Raw genomic sequence first — 20,253 nt, forward strand, 5'->3', positions numbered from 1 at the left:
GCCATGATCACCGGACCAGAATGATCGAAGGACGTGTCGACACGTCGACATCGTAGGCCTGTTTCAGCACGTCCAGGGTGCCGTCGACATCCGACACGTCAAACCGTCCGGTCACGCGCATTGAGGCCGCTTTGCCAGTCTCGATCCTGATCGGCCGCGGCGAGTATCGACGCAGCTTTTCCACCAGATCCGCCAACGGCGCGTCGCGCGCGACGAACCAGTTGCTGCTGACCTGCTGCTCAGGTTGGAGCATCACCCGTTCCGGCGCGCCGCCCATCAACTGAACGGCCTGGTTCGCGGCCACGGCCAGCGTCGCGTTGCCGCTGTCCACGCGGACCAATCCGCGTGATACTCCCATGACCATTCGGTCGGGGCCCATCCGGTCGATATGGAACGCGGTGCCCAGCACGGTCACGCGCGTCGTGTCCACCGTTACGGTGAACGGGCGGTGCGCATCGTGCGCGATGTCGAAACGCGCTTCGCCGTTATCCAGCGCGACCTTGCGCCGCCAGGGCAGGAACTGCACGTCGATCGCACTGTTCCCGCCCAGTTCGACCGTGGAGCCATCGGCCAGCACGACCTCGCGGATCTCGCCCGGTCCGCTGGCATATTGGCGCGGCACCGCCGGCACCACGAGCAGCGGAACAAGCGCGGCACAGGCTGCAGCTGCACCGATCGCGAACGGCCTGCGCCAGCGATGCCCCCTGGCGGACGGTGGCGGTGCGGCTGGCGCCGCCATCGGCGTCGGGGTCGGGCTGGCGCACGCTTCTGCGAGTTCCGGGCTGTCCCAAATAGCGGCGAGTTCCGCGAAAGCTTCGCGATGGCGTGGATCGGTGTTCATCCACGCATCGAAACGGCGCCCGTCGGCGCTGTCGAATGCGGGCCGGTTCATCCGGTCCAGCCACATGGCCGCCTCCGCGGTGATGCCATCGGTGCTCACGGGCTAGGCTTCCCACTCGGGATCGGCGCGCGAAAGGGCCTTGCGCATGTCCTGCAGTCCGCGGCTCACATGCTTCTCCACGGATGCGACGGAAATGCCGAGATCGGCGGCAATCTGGGCATGGGACCGGTTCTCGATCCGACGCTGCTCGAACACCTTGCGCCTGAGTCCGGGCATGGCCGCCAGCGCCCCTTGCAACAACGAAATACGTCGGCGCCCGTCGATCAGACGATCGGCCAATGGCGCCTCGCATGGATGGCCGTCATCCAACTCGTCCGCAAAGCCGCGTTCCTTTCGCTTGATGTCGACCAGGCTGGTCGCGGCGATTCGCAAGGCAAGGGCATATAAGCTCGCCGGGCGTTGATGCTCGCAATAGGCGAGCAGCTTGATGCAGGTTTCCTGTGCCACATCCTCCGCCACATCGGCCGGCTGGCCACGGCGAACTACGTAATGGACGATTGCGTCGCGCACCGCAGTCCATTCCGCCTGACGCGGGTCGGCGACGTCGCCGACGACAGGCTGACTGTCTGGGGAGGGTTGGGCGGACACCGCGGGGGCCAATAGGCGCGCTTTGTGTCATTTATGCTGCACGCCCAACGGTGCTTGCCACCGGATCTCTGGCGAGAGAGGGGGAGGGCGTCGGTCGCCGCGTGCAGCGATCCGGCGCCGCATCGCCTGGCCTGAACGCGCAGGCAGCGGGCGCCGTATCGTCGAAAAAGATCAATCCACCAGCGCGCGCAGCTTTTCCATCAGCGCCTTGATGCGCTCGGCCGCTTCGGTGAAGGTCGCCACATCGGCGCGGTTGTTGTTGCCGCGCGCTTCCTTGATCGCTTCGACATAGCTTTCCTGGTCTGCCTCGAGCGCATCGACGAGGATCTCGACCTCGTCGGACGACAGCGCAAGCTTGATGGTCTTGGACATGGAAAAGGCCTTCATGGTCTGGGAGACGCGCCAACTAAGGACGCTGGACGGCAATGGCAACCGCCCGCGTGACGCTTACCGCCCCGCCCGATCCGCGATCGATAGGGATGGCGGATCGCTCAATCGCCGCGCGGGCCCGGGATCAGAGGCTTGGTGTCACCAGCAGCCATGTCGCATAGGCGGCGAGCAGAACGCCGAGCGTGGCGGAGGAAGACATCATGCCCCAGCCGACCAGCGTCAGCGTGCGCGAATGCGGCCGTTGCTGGCGGACGTTCCGGTGGCAGCATGCCAGCACGAACATGCCGACCAGCGCGTAGAAGAACAGCAGAAGATCGCTCATAACCAATCCCACCCGGCTTGCGCGTATTCGCGCCTGATGCCCTTGAGCCCGAGGATAGCGCGAATCTCGCAACCGCGAAAAACCGATCGGCGGTGAAACGCCACGGTTGGCCGCGAGCCGTGCAACCGGAGCGGCGAGGCGTGCGTTTGAGACCGTTTATTTTCTGCCGGGAATGTTGAGCAGCCATGGTTTGATCGTGGTCGTCGGCCGGGGCTTGCCATCCAGTCGGCGCGCGCTGATCAGCCGCACCGGCGGCTGCAGCATCTGGCCCTTCATCGGCCCCACGCCGCCGCCGGTGCGCATCGCCAGGATGCGCTTGACCACATCCATGCCCGCCACGACATGGCCGAAGGCGGCATAGCCGGGCCGGCCGGGCTGCGCATCGAGCCCGGGCACCGGCCCGATCATGATGAAGAAATTGCCCATCGCCGAGCCCGGATCGCCGCCCCGCGCCATCGAAATCACGCCGTCGAGGTGGCGGATGCCGGTCATATTGGTCGGCTCATGATTGATCGGCGGCAGCGAGCGGCGCCGATCGGTGCTGATGCCGCCCTGGACGAAGCCGAACTTCGGATCGGTCCTGCGCCGCGCCGAGCGGTAGAAGCTGGTACCGTCGAGCCGGCCATCATCGACATAGGCGAGGAAATTGGCGCTGGTCTTGGGCGCGCGCTTCACATCCGCGGCGATCACGATCGGGCCCGCGCTGGTCTCTATCCGGACGCGGACATAGCCCGGGGTGGGGCGATTGGCAGGCGGCGCGGCCATCGCCGGCCAGGCGATCGCGGCGATCGCGAGTAGCAAGGGCAGCAAGAGACGGAGGAGCGGGGTCGATGGCATATGCTGCAACCGCTAACAACCACGGCCGGCAGCCGCAACCCGCACCTGGCGTGGCGCCGCGCTCCTGCGGCGGGGCGTGCGGCCCCGCTCAGCGCCGCTTGGTATCGCCGCGCAGCCGCTCCGCATTGACGGTGGCGCGCAGGACCTCGGCCCGGGTCTCGATCTCGCGGCGCTCGCTGGCGGAAAGATAGCCGTCGGCGCTGTAGCGATCCGCCAGCGTGTCGATCTGGCCGCGTTCGCGACGCGCACGCTTCGCCTCGCCGCGCGAGAGTTCGCCGCTGCGCCGGCCGTCGCGGATCGCGTCGCTGGCGCGGCCGAGACTGGGGCCGATCCCCGAAGGGCCCGGCAGCGCCGGGGCAGGAGCCGGGCCGGTCGATCGCTGCGCCGCGGCGGGCAGCGCCGGCACCAGCAGTGCGATGGCCGCGATGAAGGCGAATGCGCGCATGCATCTCTCCCGAAGCTGATGCGTTGAACCTAACATGCTGACGCCAGACTGCAAATCGCCGACCATCGGCCTTCGACATGCGGGCGGCGCAGGGCTATCCTTTCGCAGTGCTGTCGAGGGAGCTTGCGATGCGCGGAACGGTTCTGGGGTTCGATCCGGCGATCGGCGAGGGCGTGATCGCCACCGAGGATGGCGGGCGCGTGCGGTTCGTGCGCGCCGCGTGGCGCAGCCCGGGCGAGCCGCTGCCCGGCCGGCTGGTCGACTATGCGCTGGCGGAGGATGGCGCGATCGATATTTTCGTGGTGCCGGGCACCGCGGGTGCGCTGGTGGCGGGCGGTGCCGAGCCGCCGGAGCGGCGCGGAATCATCTACGGCGCGGTTTCGCTCTCCTGCGCATTGTTCACCTACATGCTGGGGCCGTTCGGTGTCCTGACCGTGATCCCGGCGCTGGTGTTCGGCATCATGGGGCGCAATGCGGGCCGCGGGCTGGCCGATCGTACCGGCTATTATCTCAGTACCGCCGGGCTTGTGCTCGCGCTGATCGCGCTGCTGCTGGTGGTGATGACGGTCGCGGCGGTGTTCGGCTTCATCAGCTTCTTCGCGTGGATGCACGGCTTTTCCTGACGGCATTGAACCGCGCGCCGCGGCTGTTAGGGTCGGCGGCAGGATGGGGCACGCGAGGGGGGAGCGATGCGTACGTCGGCCATTGTGCGGGTATCAGGATATGTCGGGCTGGCGGGGCTGCTGGCCGCGACGGCAGGCTGCGGCAAATTGCCGGGCCTCGCCGAAACCACGCTCGACCTGCTGGAACAGGGATCGCCCAAGGCCTGCGTGGCGGAGGATGTGCGCAAGGTGCTGCGCGGCATGATCCGCCCGGCGCCGGGCAGCTTCGCCTTCACCGGCATGGCCGACGCGGATGCGAAGCGGGTGATCGAGAGCTTCGCGATCGATTTCGAACAGACGACACTGGAGTCCAAGGATGAGGATGTTTCACGCGTGACATGCAGTGCCCAGGCGATCGTAAGCAATACGCGCGGCGTGCGCAGTTCGGGGCTGGCGATCCGCTATGACGTGCGCCCGGCCGCCGAATCCACCGACAGGTTCGTGGTCGGCGGCGACGTGAGCGGCGCGACCGCCTTTCTTTCCGGCGCAGCGCTGGCGGCGATCACCGCCGAAGTGCTGACCGGCGAGCGGCAGGGCGGGCCCGCGCCCGATGCCAGCCCCACGGGCGAGGCGACCGGCACGGCCGCCGGCGACGGGTCGATCCGCTGATGCGCGGGATAATCTTCGCGGCGGCAGGCGCCGCCACCCTGTTCGCGGGCCTGCCCGGCACCGCCGTCGACGCGCAGGGCCCTGTGTCCGCGCCCAGGAAATTCTTCATCGGGGTGACCGAGGGCAAGGGTTCGGTGAAGATCGTGCTGCACAAGGCGCGCGCGGTCCATGTCCGCTCGGTCGGCCGGGTGGAGAATGACGGCACGTTGGTGCTCGACCAGCGCGTGGAGCAGGAAGGCGAAAAGCCGATGCAGCGCCAGTGGCGCCTGCGCGAGGGCGCCGGCGGCCAGATCAGCGGCAGTCTGAGCGATGCGAAGACGCCGGTGGTCGGCAAGGTCGCAGGACCCGTGCTGACGCTGAGCTATCAGATGAAGAGCGGTGAGAAGGTGGCGCAGGTGATCACCTTGGCGCCCGACGGGCAGAGCGCGTTCAACAAGATGACGATCCATCGCTTCGGCATGAAGGTGGCGACGCTGGAGGAGACGATCCGGCGGAAGTGAGGGGAGCTTTCACTTTTTCGCTGGCGCGTCGGTCCGGATTTCTTGCTCGATGAAGCCAACAAGGACCGGATGCAGGACCCGTAGTGGCGCACCTTCTGCATCTGTCACCGTCACCGGATGCCACCGCTGGGCGAGGTGCTCGCAACCGATTTTGGCGAGTGGCTTCTCGTCAGGCTTGCTGCCTCCATCACAGGCCTCGATCGCACCTCGTGCACTGATAATTACATTCAATGCAATGATCGCGGGACTTGGCAGGCCTTGTGGAACATGTGGTACTTCAAGGCGGAAATCGGTCTGCTCCCGGGGGAGTGGGGTGCCGCTGCCCCGTTGCCAGAGAACAAACCGCTTGAAGACGCTCGCGATCGGACGTCCATTCTGATCGGTCGCCGGGGCGAAGTGCCCTCGTTCCGTCATCTTGGCACAGACCAGTTGATCCAGCCGCTGCGAACCGCTCGGCTGCGTGATATCGCAGCGCTGAACTGAACCATCCGCCGCGACGATTAACTGGAACCGCGTGTAGACCACGTCCTTCAGTTCGAGGTCCGCGGGATAATCGGAGGCACCGATCCAATTTACTGGATCGATAGGGGTGGGCGGCTTGATCATATTCGCCGCCGCGGCGAACAGCACTGCCGACAGCATGCCGGATCTCCGTGTGTCGGTCCAAGACCGAGCAGGGATGAGTTCGACTGATCTTGGTAAGCCCGTGCGCGACGGTATAATTGGGCGGGGCGGTGCGCGCTTGTCAACGAGGGCGCTTCCCGCGATTCAAGTCGCGCGCGACTCCATCTACCCCGCGCTTCGTGAAATCCCCGCCCCACCCCCATGAGCAGGATATGGCCCTGCTCCTCGCCGAACCGGCTTTTTGCCGGTTTCTCGCGCGGATGGTGCAGATGGCGGGGCTGCTGTCTCCCGCGAGCAATGGCGCCGATGGGCGCGATCTTCATTTTCATGAGGGGCGGCGCAGCCTGGCGTTCGATCTGTTGCGCGAGGCCGAGGCGGGGCAGCCGGTGGCGGCGCGGCATCCGCATGCGGTGGCGACTTTGGTCGCGGCGCTGACCGCCCCCAAGCCTTCCCATCCCCCACAGCCGGCGGCGCGCCGCGGCGAGGAGCCTGACCCACGCTATGACGACATCGACGACGAGCAACCCGATCCCGCTCTCGACGCAGGCGGGCGCCCCGCCGGCTGAGCCAACGCCCACCGCGCTGGGCGGCGAGGCGCCCGCGCCGGACCCCGCGCCCGATGATGTCGAGGCGCGGCTCTATCCCGCCGGCGCGGATGAGGAGGTGGCGCCGCCGCCCGCCGAGCCGGACGGCGTTCCCGAAACCTATGCGCTGGCGGCCCCCGAAGGCGTCGAGCTCGACGCCGAGCTGGTGCTGGAAGCGACGCCGGTGCTGCGCGAGCTGGGGCTCAGCAACGAGGCGGCGAGCAAGCTGGTGCCGGTGGCGGCGAAGCTGGTCGAGAGCGCGGGGACGCGCGCGCTCGACGGGCTGATTGAGGCGGGCGAGCGGCAGCGGCGGGACTGGCTGGAGGCGGCGCGCGCCGACACCGAGATCGGCGGTCGGCGCTGGAACGAGACGCTGCGCAACGCCGGCGTCGCGCTCGATGCGTTCGGGTTTCGCGGCGGGCATCCGTTCCGGCAGGCGCTGGAGGATACCGGGTTCGGCAACCATCCCGACATGATCCGCCTGTTCGCGCGGCTTGGCACGATGGTGGGCGAGGATGGCCAGTTCGTGCGCGGCGATGCCGGGGCGCGGGGGCGGCGGTCCACCGAGGATCTTTGGTACGGCGGGGAATGATCTTCATCCCCTTCCGCGCAGCGGGAGGGGCTGGGGAGGACCTGTTTTCTTCCCCCTTTTAAAGCGTTTCGTGGGCGGATGCCTCGGAGCCGAAGTGGCTCGCTCCGCTCGCGCACTCACCCAACCCCTCCCGCGAAAAGCGGGAGAGGGCTCACCAAGGAGCAGTGATACATGGCAACGATCGGCAACAGTTTCGTCAATCTGATCGATCTCTACCGGTCGATGGGGCCGCAGGGTGAGATCGATGCGAGCGTGATCGAGGTGCTGCATCGGCTTTCGCCGACGGTGAAGGATGCGATCGCCACCGAGTGCAACATGGGCACCACCCACAAGCACACGATCCGCACCGGCCTGCCTTCGGTCACCTGGGGGCGGCTCTACCAGGGCATTCCGCAGTCCAAGAGCACCAAGGCGCAGGTGGAGGACACGACCGGCTTCGTCGAGGGGCTCTCGACGATCGACGAGCGGCTGCTCGACATCTCGCCCAACCCGGCAGCGACGCGGCTGTCGGAGGCGGAGGGCTTCCTCGAGGCGATGGTGCAGGAGGTGGAGACCGGCATCTTCTATTCGGACGTCGCCTCGACGCCGGAGAAGTTCCGAGGGCTCGCCGCGCGCTACAACGTGTCGGGCGGCAGCGGCGCCGGCAACCAGATCGTCAAGGCGGGCGGAACGGGCGCGGACAATACCAGCATCTGGTTCGTCACCTGGGGCGAGAGCCAGACGACCTTGCTGTTCCCCAAGGGCACCCGCGCCGGTCTGCAGCGGCAGGACATGGGCCGTCAGCGCGTGCTGGATGGCGACAACAACGCCTATTACGCGATGGAGGAACAGTTCCGCTGGCATGTCGGCCTGGCGGTGCGCGACTGGCGCTACAATGTGCGCGTCGCCAATATCGACGTAAGCGAGGCGCAGGCGGGCAATGTCGACCTGTACCGCTTCATGCGCCAGGCCTTCTACAAGCTGCAGGGTCGCCGCGCGACCAAGATGGACGATCCCAACGCGGCGAAGAACGGCCGCACCGTGATCTACATGAACCGCGACATGCTGGAGGCGCTGGACGCGCTCGCCACCAATGACGGCGCCGGCGACAATTTCGTGCGGCTGACGCCGATGCAGCTCGAGGGGCAGGAAGTGATGTCCTACCGCGGCATCCCGATCCGCGAGACCGACGCGCTGGTGAACAGCGAAGCCTTGGTCGCCTGAGCCCCCTTTTCGACGGAGATACATGACATGATCATCGACGATACTCTGGTGCTTTCGGAAAACCAGGCGATCACCGCCGCCGCGGGCTCGACCAACGTGATCGACCTCGGCGCGATCGGCACCGCCTTCGGCCACGCCGCTCCGCTGGCACGCGACGTGGGCAAGGGCGGTCGCGTGCCGATCTCGATCGCGGTGACGGAAGCGTTCGCGGGCCTCACCACGCTGACGATCGCGCTGCAGGTGGACGACAATGCGGGCTTCTCGTCGCCCAGGACGGTGGCCAGCTCGGGCGCGATTCCCGTGGCGGCGCTGGTCGCGGGCTATCGCCCGAGCTTTCCGGATCATGTGCCGGAAGGAACGGACGAGCGCTATCTGCGGCTGTTCTACACGCCGGCGGGCACCGCGACCGCGGGGCGGATCACCGCGGCGGTTTCGGCGGGGCGGCAGAGCGGGTGAGGGTGCTGCTTGTGGGGTGAAAGGGGCGGGCCATTTGGCTCGCCCTTTTTGTTGCCATCGTCATCAAATAAACTTCGCAGGAGCGTGCGGATTGGGTGACTACGTGGTGTCTTTGGCATCGGCCGTAAAAGTGCACAACGTTTTACCTGCGGCCGGCTGGATCATCTGGAGAAAATCTGGAATCCATCGAGCAAAGCGCATCGCGACAGGGAGCATGAGTGTGAACAAGCTGGTTGGGTTGGGTTATGTTACTGTATTGGCGCTGAATCTGGCCGCGGTCGCGCCGCTTGGCGCACAGACCTCACCGGAGACGGCGGCGCCTGCGCCGGCAACGCCGACACCCGTCAAGCCGGAGAAGCCGATCTGCCGGACCGAGAAGCAGACCGGATCGCGCTTCGGCAAGCGCGTGTGCCACTCCGCGGCCGAATGGAAGGCGCTGGCCGAGGAAGCCCGGCGGGGTGCCGAAGGGATGGCGCTGCGCCAATCCCTTGAGAACCAACCGGGCTACTGATCGGCGGTGGAATGCGGTTGAGGGAAGGGCGGGCCGGTTGGCTCGCCCTTTTTTTTGGGGGGGGCGAGGAAGGTGTTGCAGGACGGGCCCTTACGCATACCTCAATTCCGTTCGGCCCGAGTGAAGCATGTCCCGAGCGAAGACGAGTGGTCGAGGGGGGAGACACGACGGCACTCTCCACCCGCACCCGTCTAGCGAGGCCGAGACGGCCGGCGTTTTGGCCTACCTCCGGCCGTCTCGGCTTCGCTCGACGGATCCCTCGACTGCGCTCGGGACGAACGGTTGGGTTGGGGGCTCCGAGGTATTTCGGGGAGGTATTTCGGGGACACAATATGAAACTTGAATCTGGTATTGTGTCCCCGAAACTCATCGCGCGGGACGAACGGGTCGTCGGGGGGGGCTTGGGACGAGCGGGGGCGGGGGCATCGAGACAAACGGCTTTTGAGGCAGCGAGGCGAACATGAGGACAGCAACGTCTCCCGCGATTCACGTTCCGCCCCACCGCCCTTACCCCCACGGCCATGGCAAGCAGCATATCCATCTGCAACATGGCGCTGGCGGAGATCGGCGCCGATGCGATCGCCTCGCTCGAGGAGGAATCGGTCAGCGCGCGCGAATGTGCGCGGGCGTTCGATCAGTGCCTGGGCGAACTTCTCGAAATGGCCGAATGGGGCTTTGCGGAGCGGCGCACGGCGCTGGCCGAACTGCCCAACGACCGGCCCGGCGAATGGCAGCATGCCTATGCGCTGCCCGCGGACCTCGCCAATGCGATCCGGGTGCGGCGGGCGGATGCGCGGGCGCCCGATGCGGCGCCGATTTCCTTCCTGATCGCGGGCGGCAAGCTCTATTGCGACGTCGCGCCGGCGCTGTTCGATTATGGTCGTGCCAGCGTTTCCCCCGCCGAGCTGCCGGCGCTGCTGGTGCGCGCGCTGGTGCTGGAGATCGCGGCGCGGATCGCCTTTCCGGTCAAGAAGGACGGGCGGCTGAAGGAAGGGCTGATCCGCCAGGCGGAGGTGGCGCGGGCGCGCGCCATCGCCGATGACGAAAACCGCAACCCGCGCCGCGTGCCCCATTATACCAGCCCCGTCGATGCGGCGCGGCTGGGCTGGGAGGTGGCGTGATGTTTCGCGCCGGCCAGGTCAATTTCTCCAAGGGCGAGATCGCGCCGCAGCTTTATGGCCGCTTCGACGTCGAGGCTTATGCCGCCGCGCTCAAGCGCGCGCGCAACATGATCGTGATGAAATATGGCGGCATCACCAAGCGGCCGGGCACGCGGCTGGTGGCGGAGGTGCTCGATGCGACGCGGCCGGTGCGGCTGGTGCCGTTCCAATTCTCGCTGACGCAGACCTATGCGCTGGAATTCGGCCATGGCTATATCCGCCCCTGCGCGGCGGGCGGCGCGGTGGTGGCCGAGGAATTGCGGCTGGCCGACGTCTCCAATGAGCCGCAGGCGCGGCTGACGGCCTATTTCCACGGCTATGCCGAGGGCGACCATGTCTATCTGACCGGCATTTCGGGGTCGATCGGCGAGCGGCTCAACGGCCGCTTCTGGCGGGTGGTCGAGGTGGTCGATGCGGACCGCTTCATCATCGATGCGGATACCAGCGCGCTCGACGTGTTCGCCGGTGCGACCGGAGGCATCGACCGCACCGCGCCGCCGGTGCCCGCACCCGAGGCGCCGACGGTGCCGCCGCCCGCGCCGCAGCCGCAGCCGCCCAGGACGGGCGGCGGCGGCGGCGGGTTCTGCGTCGCGGCGGACACGATGATCCTGATGGCGGACGGCAGCGAGCGCGTTGCGCTGGCGCTGAACGCCGGCGATCGGGTGATGACCCGCCATGAGGTGGCGATGGAATGGGGCGTGTACCCGGTCGCCGCGGTCGAGGTGGTCGAGGCGGAGGTGATGGCCGCGGCGATCGCCGGGCGGCGGCTGGTCGCGACGCCGGGGCATCGGGTGTGGACGCCCGCCAGGGGCTGGCACGAGATGCGCACGATCGGCACCCCCGCCGGCCGCGCGCTGGTGGTGAAGATCATGGTCGAGCACGCGCACACCTATGTCTCGAACGGCGTGCTCAGCCACAACATCAAGATCGTACGGGAGCATGAGGCCTGATGGGCGTCGCGCGGGCCTATCGGGCGGGATCGCCCTATAACGGCGTCGAACTGGCCGAGCTCGACCTCGAACAGAATGCCGACACGCTCTACCTCGCCCATCTCGATCATCCGCCCGCCAAGCTGGTGCGGCGCGGCCATGCCGACTGGGAAGTGGTGAGCCTGACCTTCGGCCCCGCCATCGCGGCGCCGACGGGCGTCAACACCGTCGCGACGGTGGCGAACACCGATTCCGAGAATGACGGCAACGGCTATTTCCCGCAGCCCGCCACCTACGTCGTCACCGCGGTGAACGATGAAAGCGGGCAGGAGAGCCGCGCCTCGACGCCGGACAGCGCGTTCAACGACCTGACCCTGAAGCGCAACTATAACGGCATCAGCTGGAGCGCGGTGACGGGAGCGAGCCGCTACAATCTGTACAAGGCGGATAATTCGCAATTCTACGGCTATATCGGCACGACCGAGGATCTGTTCTTCCGCGACGACAATATCGGCCCGGCGCTCGACCGCGCACCGCCGCAGGGCGACAATCCGTTCGCGGCGGCGGGGGACTATCCCTCCACCGTCACCTTTCACGAGCAAAGGCTGCTGTTCGCGCGCACGTCCAACCATCCCAATGCGGTATGGGGATCGCGCGCCGGCACCTCCGAATTCGAGAATTTCGATCGCTCGCGGCCGTTGCGCGACAGCGATGCCTACAGCTTCGCGATCGCGGCGGGGCGGGTGAATGCGGTCAACCAGCTTGTCTCCACCACCAGCCTGATCGCGCTGACCGGCGATGCCATCTTCAACGTCGATGGCGACGGGCAGGGCGGGGTGCTGACCGCCAACGCCCAGGCGGTGCGGCGGCAGGTGGGGCGCGGCTGCGCGCGGCTGAACCCGCTGTTGATCGACAATGTCGTGTTCTACCGCCCCTCGGTGGGCAATGCGGTGCGCACGCTGAACTATGCGTTCGAGGTGGAGGGGCTGAAATCCAACGACGTCTCGATCTTCTCGCCGCATCTGTTCGAGGGGCATGACATCGTCAGCTGGGCCTATGCGCAGGAGCCGCGATCTTTGATCTGGGCGGCGCGCGCGGACGGCAAATTGCTCTGCTTCACCTGGGAACAGGAACAGAATGTGTGGGGCTGGACCTTGTGCGAGACCGACGGGCGGGTGCTTTCGGTCTGCGCGATCAGCGAAGGCGGCGAGGACCGGCTCTATCTGATCGTCGAGCGCGACATGCCCGGCGGCACGCGCCGCTTCGTCGAGCGGATGGCGGCGGCGCGGTGGGAGGATGTGGCGGAGAGCTGCTATCTCGACTGCGCGGTTTCCGCCGAGTTCGACGAAGCGCAGGCGAGCTTCACCGGGCTGTGGCATCTGGAAGGGCGCAGCGACGTGGCGGGGATCGTCGACGGCGCGGCGGTGACCGGGCTCAGCGTGAGCGGCGGGCGGGTGACCTTGCCGCCCTCGATCGGCACCGGCCGCAAGGTGACCTTCGGGCTGCCCTTTGCCGCGGAGGTGCGATCCTTGCCGCTGCGGGTGAACATGGAAGGCGAGGGCTGGACGATCGGGCGGCGCCAGCAGGCGGGGCAGATCGTGCTCGACCTGGCCGACACGCGATCGATCCGCGCCGGCGTGGCGCCCGACAAGCTGTTCCCGGTGAAGCAGCGCCTGGACGAGGCGTGGGGCGATCCCGACGCGCTGATGAACGGCGCCTATCTGATCGACAGCGCCAACCATGTCTCCGGCGATGCCGAGGTGCATGTGCGGCAGGATGCGCCCTTGCCCTTCACCCTGCTGGGGCTGTTCATGGAGCCGGTGATCGGTGGCTGAGGTGCGCATCGTGCCCGCGCGGCCGCGCCATGTACGCCGCATCGCGCAAGCGATGCGGGACGCGGATCGGCGCGAATGCGCGGCGATCGGCCTCGATCCGCGCGCGGCGCTGCGGCGCGGGCTGGCGGGATCGGCCTTGTGCCGGACGGCGCTGGTGGACGGCGAGCCGGAGGCGATGTTCGGCCTGGTCGTGCGATCGGCGGTGGCGGGCGAGGGGATGCCCTGGCTGCTGGGCACCGACCGGGTGATGGCGCAAGGCCGCGCGCTGCTGGCGCTGGGGCCGGGGGCGATCGCCGAGATGCAGGCGGTGACGCCGCGGCTGGCGAACCGGGTGGCGGTGGAGAATGGCCGCGCGATCCGCCTGCTCAGGCGCTGGGGATTCGTGGTGGAGGATACTGCGCGGGAGGTTGGGGGCGTGATGTTCCTGCCGTTCGGGATGGGCTCGATCTAACCCCTCTTTGCCCTCGCCCCTGCGGGGAGAGGGAAAGGTCCGCGTAGCGGACCAGGGAGAGGGGCAGTCACGCCAAGCGTGAAGGTCTGACGGGTTCGCTCCGAACAAGGCCGACCAAGCAGCGGTGCCAAGCTCTCCGAACTTTTACGCGACGCGCGACTCCCCCTCTCCCCGACCCTCTCCCCGTAGGGGAGAGGGAGAAAGACCTCTCTCTTCAGGAGAAATTCCAATGATCGACGATGATCCCGTCGCCGCGCGTGCGGTGCGTCGTGATGTGCTTGAGGCCGCGCTGGCCGAGGCGCGGCAGGTGCATGCCGAGGCGGCTTATGCGGCGGAAACCGGCGCTGGTGACGGCAAGGCGCTCGACCGTGCCACCGCCGCGTTGCGCGCCGCCGGGGATCGCCTCGCCGCGCTCGACGCCGCGGGGCGCGAGGCGGAGGCGCGTGCGGCCGCCGTTGCCGTGGCCCAACGCAACGCCGCGCGGGCCGCCGCGCGCGCGGTCGTCGAGTCCGAACTCGCCATCCGTGAGACCGTCGCGGGCGAGATCGACGCCGCGCTGGCGCTGCTGGGGGAGGCGGCACGGCGCTACGACGCCGCCGGTGCGGCCATCGCCACCGCGCTGCGCCCCTTCGCCGACGCGTTCGGCGGCGCCACCGCGCTGGCCGATGCGATCGAGACCGTCCGCCCGCCGATGCGGCGCGAGCGGATCATCCTGGGCGGGCTGCTCGCACGCGCCGGGCTCGATCTCGGCCGCGTCGATTGCCGCGCGGCGGCGCTGCGGGTGGGTGACAAGGGGTTCGCCGCGCGCGTCGCCGCGCGCCGGCGGCGGGTGGCCGACACGCTTGCGCCGCTGGGCGGGGCGGTGCGCTGATGGCGCGGGTTCCGGTCTATGAGGGCGATCGCGTGGCGCCTGCGGCGCCGATGACCGCGCGGTTGCGGCCCGTCGACAATGGCGGTGGCGTGTGGGGCGGCGTGGCGCAGGGGCTGCAGTCGCTGGCCGGCGGGCTCAACCAGATGAGCGACGATGCGAAGGTCATTTCCGACATCAATGGCGCCAAGCGGCTCGATATCGAGGCGAGCGACGGGATCGCCGCGATCCAGCGCGACGTGCTGGGCGCGAAGGGCGAGGCGGCACCGGCCGCGGCGGCGGAGGCCGACCGGCGCCTGACGGAGATGACCGCGGCGATCGTCGAACGCGCGCGCACCGATCCGGAGCGGGCTGCGGTCACCCAGTCGCTTGACCGGCGTGTCGCGCTGTCGCGGCGGCTGATCGCGTCGCACCTCGACCAGGAGGTGCGCGCCGGCGCGGAGCAGGTCGCGCAGGATCGCGCCACGCAGAGCGCGCGGCTCGCGGTCGAGGCGGACGATGAGGAGGAGTATCACACCCAGCTTCGCACCGGCCTCGACGAGATCATGGCGGCGGCGCGGCGGCGGGGCGAGGATGGCGCGGCGGTCGCCGAGCGCCAGCGGGCCTATGCGAGCGACGTCGATCGCCGGCGGATCCAGCGCTTCGTCGATGGCGGGCGGCTGGGCGCGGCGGAGGCGTTGCTCACCGAACATGGCGCGGCGATGGTGCCGGCGGAACGCGCCGCCGCCGAACAGGCGCTGGAGGTGCCGCGCCGCAGCGCGCGGGTGCGGGCGATCGCCGATGGCGCGGAGGCGCGCGTAGCCGAGGCGCAAGGCGCCAATGACCGGGACGGCGGGCTGGCGGCGATGGCTCCGCGCGAGCGGCTGGCGGCCTTGCTCGCGTCGCTCGACAGCGACCGCAGCCTCGACCCCGCGGAGCGCAGCGCCGCCAAGGACGAGCTCGCCCGGCGCGAGAATGCCGCCGCCATCACCCGCCGCGCCGACGAACGCGCCGCCGAGCGTGCGGCGTGGGATTTCGTCGAGGCGCAGGGCAAGGGCGGCTTCACCAGCTTTGGCCAATTGCCCGCCGCGATCCGCGCGACGCTTTCCCCTGAAGCGCGCGATCAGTTCGACGCGCTGGCGCTGATCAACGGCGACCTGCGCCCGGCGACGGAGGATGGCGACGCGGCATGGACCCTGAAGGCGCTGGCGCATGAAGACCCGCAGGCCTTCCTCGACACCGACCTGCGCGGCTGGCGGGACGGGTTGACCAGCCGCAGCTTCGACGAACTGACGGAGATGCAGGAGCTGATCCGTACCGCCCCCAACGGGCCGGAACTGGCACTGCAGCGCCGGGTGTTCGAAGGCGTCGACCGGGCGCTGGGCGGTATGGAGGATGCGGGCGTCGAAGAGATGGCGCCGCGGTTCGACGATGGCGTGTATCGGCCGGGGGAGAGCGGTGGGGCGATGCTGCGGGCGGAGCCGTATAGGGTGCCGGCGGAGGGTGGGGCGGGGTTGTTCCGGCGGACCGGCGCGCCGGGAACAGGAACTGCGGCACGCCAGCCGCGCATCCGCATCATCGGTCGGCCGAAGCCTGCATATCCGCGCGATTGGTTGTCGTTCATCCGCAACAAGGCGGCCGATCTACCCTTTCCGCCTCCGCCTCAGCCGAATGATCTCGATGGCAAATTCGCGTCACGCTTGCCTCGCCCACATGATGTGCAGATCCGCGGTGAGGCCGAGCTTCTTGCAAAGGGTGCGCGCGTGCACGGCTACCCCAATGCTGGCCGAATGATGGATCAGTTCATCTGGCGCTACGGCAAGGCATATGATCCCGGTGTGTCGGAAATGATCGAGGGCATGCCGGTTTTCGCCAGGGAGGTCGAAGCAGGCAGGGAGAGGCTGAAGTCCTGGATCGCGAACACCGTGCGCCAGCAATATACCGGAAAGTCGGCGAACTTTCATGTCGGCACCGACTGGTCTGTTCATGTGGGGAATAGCGACGGCACGAAAAGCGAAAAGGATTGGTACTATGCCATGAACGGATTCAATTATGCGTTCACGGCATCTGTAAAGGTTGTTCCAGATAAAGATGGTGGTTCGATCGTGACCGTGGTGCCGACGCTCTATGTATTCGACCGTTATAATTGGGATCATGTTCACGCACCCGTCGATTATGATTTCTTTGGCATCATCAAAGGGCGGCGTAACTATAAGGACAAGGATTTTCGCGGTTTGCACGAGTCGGGTCTGGCGCGAAATTACGAGGTTCGGGGCGCCAAGGAGATGGGCCGCTTCTGGTTCAAGCTACCCCCGGCACCTGCTCTATAGGCCGTACCTTGGGCGCGCTCCCGAACCTGTCTCCGGCAATGTTTAAATCGATGTAACTCCCCGATGCCGATCGCTGCGGCTAACGTGCGTCGGCATATGTTGCGCATGGTCGGCACTGGCAGGGGAGGGTTCATTGCACTGGAGGCGCGATCGGAGGCGGAATTGGCAATCCATGCGTGGTCCAATCCTGGGGGCGCTGCCATTAATGGGCGCCATGCTGCTTGCCTCGTGCGACGGCTGGGAGGTGCTGGGGCCACCAGCGCCCGACGTGTCGCTTACGCCGGAGCAGGTCCGCGCTGTTCGCATGAAGGGCGGGTGGGGGCCGCTGCCGTCGTCGGCGGAGGATGTCCGGCTCTTCGTTTACGATCCCGGTACCGAATTCGAGACCCAGTTCATTCGCTTCCGGGCGCGCAATGACGAGGCGGACGCATTGTTCCGGCGCTTGTTCGGTGAGCGCACGGAATCGGATGCGGTGAACTGCCTTGAGATATTCAGCAAGAATATGGCGTGGTGGCCGAAGGATTGCCCCGAGGGAATCATCAAGGCACAGCGCCAGTGGCCGCCGGACTATCGCACGGCTCGCGCATTCTCCCAGCGTGGGCCAGAGAAGACAACGATGTGGCTCGCGCTCGGCGCCGGCTGGCATTGATGCTGGCACCATCGCGGCTCGCCGATGGGAGAAGGCGTCCAGATGCAGCATCGGCCTGGGCGGCATCTGACGGAGCCAGTCTAACGCACGGGCGTGCGCGCCTTTCGCCAGTGAATCGCGGTCGACGCCGGCGATTCACGGCCTGGGCACGCGGGCCTAGCCGCGGGGCATGGCCGATATCCTCACCCGCCGCGGGGGCGCCTGATGCCCCGGATCCCCAACCGCCGCGACGATGATCGCGAACCGATCGCGCCCGCGCCGATCGCCGAAGCCCCGCCCGCGCCCGCGACTCCGCCCCCGCCCACGGCTGCGTCTCAGCCCATGGCCGCGCCGGTTGGCGATCCGTCGCTGCCGGCGTCCGCGGCTGACGAGGCCGTCGCCGGGGCCGCCGATCTGGCCGGCGCGGGTGACGCAGGTGCGACGCCACCGGCATCCGCGCCGCTCCCCCCGATCATCCCGACCGAGGCGCATGAGGCTGAGGCCGACCTGCTGCTCGCCGACGCCGAAGATCCCCCGCGCGCCGCCCCCGCGCGCGGCTGGCGCACCGACGCCCAGCGCGTCTACCGGATGGTCTCGGACGAACTGCTGCTCGCCACCGGCGGCAAGCGCCTGCCCACCATCGAAGAGATCGACCGGGCGATCGAAGGCGCGGTCGCCCGAACCACCGCGCAGCATCGGGAGCCTGAGGCCGGACCGCCGCCCGCCGCTCCGCTCTCCGCGCCGGACATCGAAGCCGCCACCAACCGCCTCGCCGCCGAAGCGCTCGACCCCGCCTGGGCGGATGATCCGGAGGCGGTCGCTCGGTCGCGGCGCTGGGTGCGACACATGCTGGATTCGGGCGCGAGCGAGGATGAGGTGCAGGGCATGCTCGCGGAAACGGGCACGCGTGATTGGCTCAACCGATATGCGGCGAAGCTGGGGGATGGTTGGGATGATGAAGGGCCGGAAGCGCCTTCGGCCAAACTGATCCCCGCCGGATGGCAGCCCGCACCATCCGGAGCCGCGCCCGCACCCAATCCTCTCCCGATATCGGCCAGTAGCCAACCAGCTTCCGGAGCGGCGCTGCCACCCTTAAGCGATATCGCAACGATCCAGACGATCATGAGCGATCCGATCCAGAGGTCACGGTATGTTGAACTTGTCAATGGAACGCCCGCTCTGATTAACAACATTCTGATTGACGAAGTCGTTTACGCGCGCGTGAATGACGTATTATTGGATCAACTGAACATTCTGCCGCCAGCGCAGTCCGGCAAGCAGGCTTCCGGAAAAAAGGGTGGGTCGAATGGCGCCGTTGCCGGTGCTTCGAATTTTTCTGGTCTCAGTATCATGACCGTTCCAGATCAGAAGGCACTTAATAATCTCGAAGTGCTAATGATGAAGAATTTCAAAAATAAGATGCAATCTAAGCCGATGCATTTTGCTATGCCTCCGCTGAATGCTGACCAAAGTCTTAGATCGTTCTCGCATGAAATTGCCACTATCACGCTCGCCGCGAAGGTGAATGCTTTGTTCGTAGGCGAACGCTATGTGGGGATTGCGCGGCGAGCGAGTGACGGCAAACTGTTCATCACATCGGTAGCCACAGGAGCGGAGCAGGGTGGTAGTGCGTCGCACATGACGGGCTTTTCCCGCGGCCCCCAACTTCCTGCAGGCTATAAGATCGTCGCCTTGCTTCATACGCACGCCACCGGGCACCTGCTCAAGAATCCTGATTCAGGCAAAATGACTGACAAGATTGATCCCTTTCCCGGCCCAGGAGATCCGACGTCGGTCTGGTACGATGGCATTCCTGCTTATGTTGCCAGCTATAGCGGAAACTGGAAGAAGCCATTCGATCCGACAAAGGTTGTGCTTTATGAAGTCAACCGTGAAGGTTGTCCCAAAAAAGATAATCCTCGTGCGATTAAATACAAGACTATAGTGAACGATATAGATTCTGCAGGCAATGCAACGCCGAGTAAAGGTGCAGATAAATTCGTCAAGATATGGAAATTCAACAATTGGGATGTGAAAGTAACAAAGCCGTAGCGCGAAGCCATGGTTTGCTCCGAAACGGAGCGGAAATGGGTAGGCTCAAGAACGTCGGCTGCTATAGGGTTAGAACATTTAGAGAACATGGGGTGTTGGCAAAGTGGTCGAGGCCGTGGGTGATGGGGATGCAATGCGAGCTGGAACAAAGAGCCAAGCGACCGCTGATCATGGCTGCGTTCACGCCCGGCGCGCCGCATGATCTCCATGCGGTCAGCGATGGCGTGGTTGCTCACACGGCCCTGGTGGGCGCTGGCGATCTTCGTGCTGCTCGGCGTGAATCTCGCATTGGCGTTGCTGATCCTGACGGATCGCACCGGGCGGTCACCGCCGACTGCGGCGAGTGCGGGGGAGGGTGGTGGCCTCGAACCGCGCTCCGCCGCGCATGCCCCGCGCGGGTCCGGCGATGTTCGGCCGGGTTGTCCGCGGGGCGCGCTGCGCCGGGGCGGGGTGATCGATGTGACGATCGACGATCGCGGGCTCGGCATGCTGGGCGTGGAGGCGCCGGATGGGCGGCTGGTGCTGCTCGGCAGCGATCTCGAACATCGGTCGACCGATCCCGATCCCGCCGAGGCGTGGCGGACGGGTCCGTTCGCGATCCGGCGCGTCGGCGGGCATCGGCGGATCTATCGAATCGCTAGCGGCCAGTTGGAGGATCGGCGGTGGGAGGGAAGCGTGCGGCCGCTGTTCGATCGGCCCGGCACCTATGTGCTGCGCTTCGCAGGCAATGATCCCGACGCGCCAGACCCATGGCTGCGCGGCAGTTGCGCTATCCGGTTCGTCGGATGAGCCGCGCC

The 20,253-nt window shown here is 67.2% G+C and carries 24 protein-coding genes; 17 read left to right on the plus strand and 7 right to left on the minus strand.

The genetic code is table 11. The features are described 5' to 3' along the window. Positions 1 to 7: 7 nt before the first annotated feature. The 6 genes from NX02_RS30550 to NX02_RS03785 form a co-directional block, all read right to left on the minus strand. A complete protein-coding gene (locus NX02_RS30550) occupies positions 8 to 940 on the minus strand; it encodes a FecR family protein (protein ID WP_025290855.1) in 933 nt (310 codons plus the stop codon). A 3-nt stretch (positions 941 to 943) separates the two neighbouring features. Beyond that, the gene (locus NX02_RS03765) at positions 944 to 1,501 is read right to left on the minus strand and encodes an RNA polymerase sigma factor (RefSeq protein ID WP_084717606.1); all 558 of its coding nucleotides are present in this window, start codon (positions 1,499 to 1,501) and stop codon (positions 944 to 946) included. A gap of 159 nt (positions 1,502 to 1,660) precedes the next feature. Continuing rightward, on the minus strand, positions 1,661 to 1,861 hold the full coding sequence (locus NX02_RS03770; protein ID WP_025290857.1) for a hypothetical protein: 201 nt from the start codon (positions 1,859 to 1,861) through the stop codon (positions 1,661 to 1,663). Positions 1,862 to 2,003: 142 nt separating this feature from the next. Next, on the minus strand, positions 2,004 to 2,201 hold the full coding sequence (locus NX02_RS03775) for a hypothetical protein (RefSeq protein ID WP_025290858.1): 198 nt from the start codon (positions 2,199 to 2,201) through the stop codon (positions 2,004 to 2,006). Positions 2,202 to 2,357: 156 nt separating this feature from the next. Then, entirely contained in the window at positions 2,358 to 2,966 is a 609-nt protein-coding gene (locus tag NX02_RS03780; protein WP_245648855.1) for a peptidylprolyl isomerase, read from the minus strand. 160 nt (positions 2,967 to 3,126) lie between these two features. After that, a complete protein-coding gene (locus tag NX02_RS03785) occupies positions 3,127 to 3,483 on the minus strand; it encodes a hypothetical protein (RefSeq protein ID WP_025290860.1) in 357 nt (118 codons plus the stop codon). A gap of 128 nt (positions 3,484 to 3,611) precedes the next feature. Between NX02_RS03785 and NX02_RS30555 the strand changes: the two genes are divergently transcribed. The 3 genes from NX02_RS30555 to NX02_RS03800 all read left to right on the plus strand — a co-directional run bounded on the left by NX02_RS30555 (position 3,612) and on the right by NX02_RS03800 (position 5,254). Next, entirely contained in the window at positions 3,612 to 4,106 is a 495-nt protein-coding gene (locus NX02_RS30555) for a hypothetical protein (RefSeq protein ID WP_025290861.1), read from the plus strand. A 66-nt stretch (positions 4,107 to 4,172) separates the two neighbouring features. Further along, positions 4,173 to 4,754: a hypothetical protein gene (locus NX02_RS03795; protein ID WP_025290862.1), complete on the plus strand. Its 582-nt coding sequence runs from the start codon at positions 4,173 to 4,175 to the stop codon at positions 4,752 to 4,754. Continuing rightward, positions 4,754 to 5,254 carry a DUF3833 family protein gene (locus NX02_RS03800; RefSeq protein WP_025290863.1) on the plus strand — a complete coding sequence of 167 codons (501 nt, stop codon included), beginning with the start codon at positions 4,754 to 4,756 and terminating at the stop codon, positions 5,252 to 5,254. The genes NX02_RS03795 and NX02_RS03800 overlap by 1 nt, the downstream gene beginning before the upstream one ends. Positions 5,255 to 5,263: 9 nt before the next feature. Here the strand turns inward: NX02_RS03800 and NX02_RS30560 are convergent, their stop codons facing one another. Beyond that, on the minus strand, positions 5,264 to 5,896 hold the full coding sequence (locus NX02_RS30560) for an energy transducer TonB (RefSeq protein ID WP_025290864.1): 633 nt from the start codon (positions 5,894 to 5,896) through the stop codon (positions 5,264 to 5,266). 194 nt (positions 5,897 to 6,090) lie between these two features. On the opposite strand from NX02_RS30560, the gene NX02_RS30565 reads away from it, so the two are divergent. The 14 genes from NX02_RS30565 to NX02_RS03875 all read left to right on the plus strand — a co-directional run bounded on the left by NX02_RS30565 (position 6,091) and on the right by NX02_RS03875 (position 20,245). After that, positions 6,091 to 6,444, plus strand: coding sequence for a hypothetical protein (locus NX02_RS30565; protein WP_053000599.1), 354 nt, complete (start codon positions 6,091 to 6,093; stop codon positions 6,442 to 6,444). Then, a complete protein-coding gene (locus NX02_RS03815) occupies positions 6,380 to 7,054 on the plus strand; it encodes a hypothetical protein (RefSeq protein WP_025290866.1) in 675 nt (224 codons plus the stop codon). Before NX02_RS30565 ends, NX02_RS03815 begins: the two co-directional genes overlap by 65 nt. Positions 7,055 to 7,225: 171 nt before the next feature. Beyond that, positions 7,226 to 8,257: a major capsid protein gene (locus NX02_RS03820; RefSeq protein WP_025290867.1), complete on the plus strand. Its 1,032-nt coding sequence runs from the start codon at positions 7,226 to 7,228 to the stop codon at positions 8,255 to 8,257. 27 nt (positions 8,258 to 8,284) lie between these two features. After that, entirely contained in the window at positions 8,285 to 8,713 is a 429-nt protein-coding gene (locus NX02_RS03825; protein WP_025290868.1) for a Bbp16 family capsid cement protein, read from the plus strand. A 91-nt stretch (positions 8,714 to 8,804) separates the two neighbouring features. After that, complete coding sequence (locus NX02_RS32135; protein WP_158013890.1) at positions 8,805 to 9,224, plus strand: hypothetical protein; 420 nt, start codon at positions 8,805 to 8,807, stop codon at positions 9,222 to 9,224. A 521-nt stretch (positions 9,225 to 9,745) separates the two neighbouring features. Continuing rightward, entirely contained in the window at positions 9,746 to 10,345 is a 600-nt protein-coding gene (locus NX02_RS03835) for a phage connector family protein (protein ID WP_025290870.1), read from the plus strand. Then, the gene (locus NX02_RS33240; protein WP_025290871.1) at positions 10,342 to 11,334 is read left to right on the plus strand and encodes a Hint domain-containing protein; all 993 of its coding nucleotides are present in this window, start codon (positions 10,342 to 10,344) and stop codon (positions 11,332 to 11,334) included. Before NX02_RS03835 ends, NX02_RS33240 begins: the two co-directional genes overlap by 4 nt. Beyond that, positions 11,334 to 13,148: a phage tail protein gene (locus NX02_RS03845; RefSeq protein ID WP_025290872.1), complete on the plus strand. Its 1,815-nt coding sequence runs from the start codon at positions 11,334 to 11,336 to the stop codon at positions 13,146 to 13,148. Before NX02_RS33240 ends, NX02_RS03845 begins: the two co-directional genes overlap by 1 nt. Further along, positions 13,141 to 13,599 (plus strand): hypothetical protein, encoded by a 459-nt coding sequence (locus NX02_RS03850; protein ID WP_025290873.1) that lies wholly within the window; start codon positions 13,141 to 13,143, stop codon positions 13,597 to 13,599. The genes NX02_RS03845 and NX02_RS03850 overlap by 8 nt, the downstream gene beginning before the upstream one ends. A gap of 229 nt (positions 13,600 to 13,828) precedes the next feature. Further along, positions 13,829 to 14,470 (plus strand): hypothetical protein, encoded by a 642-nt coding sequence (locus tag NX02_RS03855; protein ID WP_025290874.1) that lies wholly within the window; start codon positions 13,829 to 13,831, stop codon positions 14,468 to 14,470. Then, positions 14,470 to 16,776 (plus strand): hypothetical protein, encoded by a 2,307-nt coding sequence (locus NX02_RS03860; RefSeq protein WP_025290875.1) that lies wholly within the window; start codon positions 14,470 to 14,472, stop codon positions 16,774 to 16,776. Before NX02_RS03855 ends, NX02_RS03860 begins: the two co-directional genes overlap by 1 nt. Before the next feature lie 205 nt (positions 16,777 to 16,981). After that, positions 16,982 to 17,425 carry a hypothetical protein gene (locus tag NX02_RS03865; RefSeq protein ID WP_025290876.1) on the plus strand — a complete coding sequence of 148 codons (444 nt, stop codon included), beginning with the start codon at positions 16,982 to 16,984 and terminating at the stop codon, positions 17,423 to 17,425. A gap of 204 nt (positions 17,426 to 17,629) precedes the next feature. Beyond that, positions 17,630 to 19,456, plus strand: coding sequence for a hypothetical protein (locus tag NX02_RS33890; RefSeq protein WP_047099731.1), 1,827 nt, complete (start codon positions 17,630 to 17,632; stop codon positions 19,454 to 19,456). A 219-nt stretch (positions 19,457 to 19,675) separates the two neighbouring features. Further along, positions 19,676 to 20,245, plus strand: coding sequence for a hypothetical protein (locus tag NX02_RS03875; RefSeq protein WP_047099732.1), 570 nt, complete (start codon positions 19,676 to 19,678; stop codon positions 20,243 to 20,245). Positions 20,246 to 20,253 lie beyond the last annotated feature (8 nt).

The sequence above is a fragment of the Sphingomonas sanxanigenens DSM 19645 = NX02 genome (assembly GCF_000512205.2).
Taxonomy (GTDB): Bacteria; Pseudomonadota; Alphaproteobacteria; order Sphingomonadales; family Sphingomonadaceae; genus Sphingomonas_D; species Sphingomonas_D sanxanigenens.

Coding starts and splice junctions, on each gene's coding strand:
- NX02_RS30555 (WP_025290861.1), top strand. CDS start 3,612: ATGCGCGGAACGGTTCTGGGGTTCGATCCGGCGATCGGCGAGGGCGTG.
- NX02_RS03775 (WP_025290858.1), bottom strand. CDS start 2,201: ATGAGCGATCTTCTGCTGTTCTTCTACGCGCTGGTCGGCATGTTCGTG.
- NX02_RS03855 (WP_025290874.1), top strand. CDS start 13,829: ATGATCGACGATGATCCCGTCGCCGCGCGTGCGGTGCGTCGTGATGTG.
- NX02_RS03800 (WP_025290863.1), top strand. CDS start 4,754: ATGCGCGGGATAATCTTCGCGGCGGCAGGCGCCGCCACCCTGTTCGCG.
- NX02_RS03860 (WP_025290875.1), top strand. CDS start 14,470: ATGGCGCGGGTTCCGGTCTATGAGGGCGATCGCGTGGCGCCTGCGGCG.
- NX02_RS03865 (WP_025290876.1), top strand. CDS start 16,982: ATGGGCGCCATGCTGCTTGCCTCGTGCGACGGCTGGGAGGTGCTGGGG.
- NX02_RS03795 (WP_025290862.1), top strand. CDS start 4,173: ATGCGTACGTCGGCCATTGTGCGGGTATCAGGATATGTCGGGCTGGCG.
- NX02_RS03845 (WP_025290872.1), top strand. CDS start 11,334: ATGGGCGTCGCGCGGGCCTATCGGGCGGGATCGCCCTATAACGGCGTC.
- NX02_RS30565 (WP_053000599.1), top strand. CDS start 6,091: ATGGCCCTGCTCCTCGCCGAACCGGCTTTTTGCCGGTTTCTCGCGCGG.
- NX02_RS03825 (WP_025290868.1), top strand. CDS start 8,285: ATGATCATCGACGATACTCTGGTGCTTTCGGAAAACCAGGCGATCACC.
- NX02_RS30560 (WP_025290864.1), bottom strand. CDS start 5,896: ATGCTGTCGGCAGTGCTGTTCGCCGCGGCGGCGAATATGATCAAGCCG.
- NX02_RS03875 (WP_047099732.1), top strand. CDS start 19,676: ATGGCGTGGTTGCTCACACGGCCCTGGTGGGCGCTGGCGATCTTCGTG.
- NX02_RS03835 (WP_025290870.1), top strand. CDS start 9,746: ATGGCAAGCAGCATATCCATCTGCAACATGGCGCTGGCGGAGATCGGC.
- NX02_RS03785 (WP_025290860.1), bottom strand. CDS start 3,483: ATGCGCGCATTCGCCTTCATCGCGGCCATCGCACTGCTGGTGCCGGCG.
- NX02_RS03770 (WP_025290857.1), bottom strand. CDS start 1,861: ATGTCCAAGACCATCAAGCTTGCGCTGTCGTCCGACGAGGTCGAGATC.
- NX02_RS03780 (WP_245648855.1), bottom strand. CDS start 2,966: ATGGCCGCGCCGCCTGCCAATCGCCCCACCCCGGGCTATGTCCGCGTC.
- NX02_RS33890 (WP_047099731.1), top strand. CDS start 17,630: ATGCCCCGGATCCCCAACCGCCGCGACGATGATCGCGAACCGATCGCG.
- NX02_RS03820 (WP_025290867.1), top strand. CDS start 7,226: ATGGCAACGATCGGCAACAGTTTCGTCAATCTGATCGATCTCTACCGG.
- NX02_RS03815 (WP_025290866.1), top strand. CDS start 6,380: ATGACGACATCGACGACGAGCAACCCGATCCCGCTCTCGACGCAGGCG.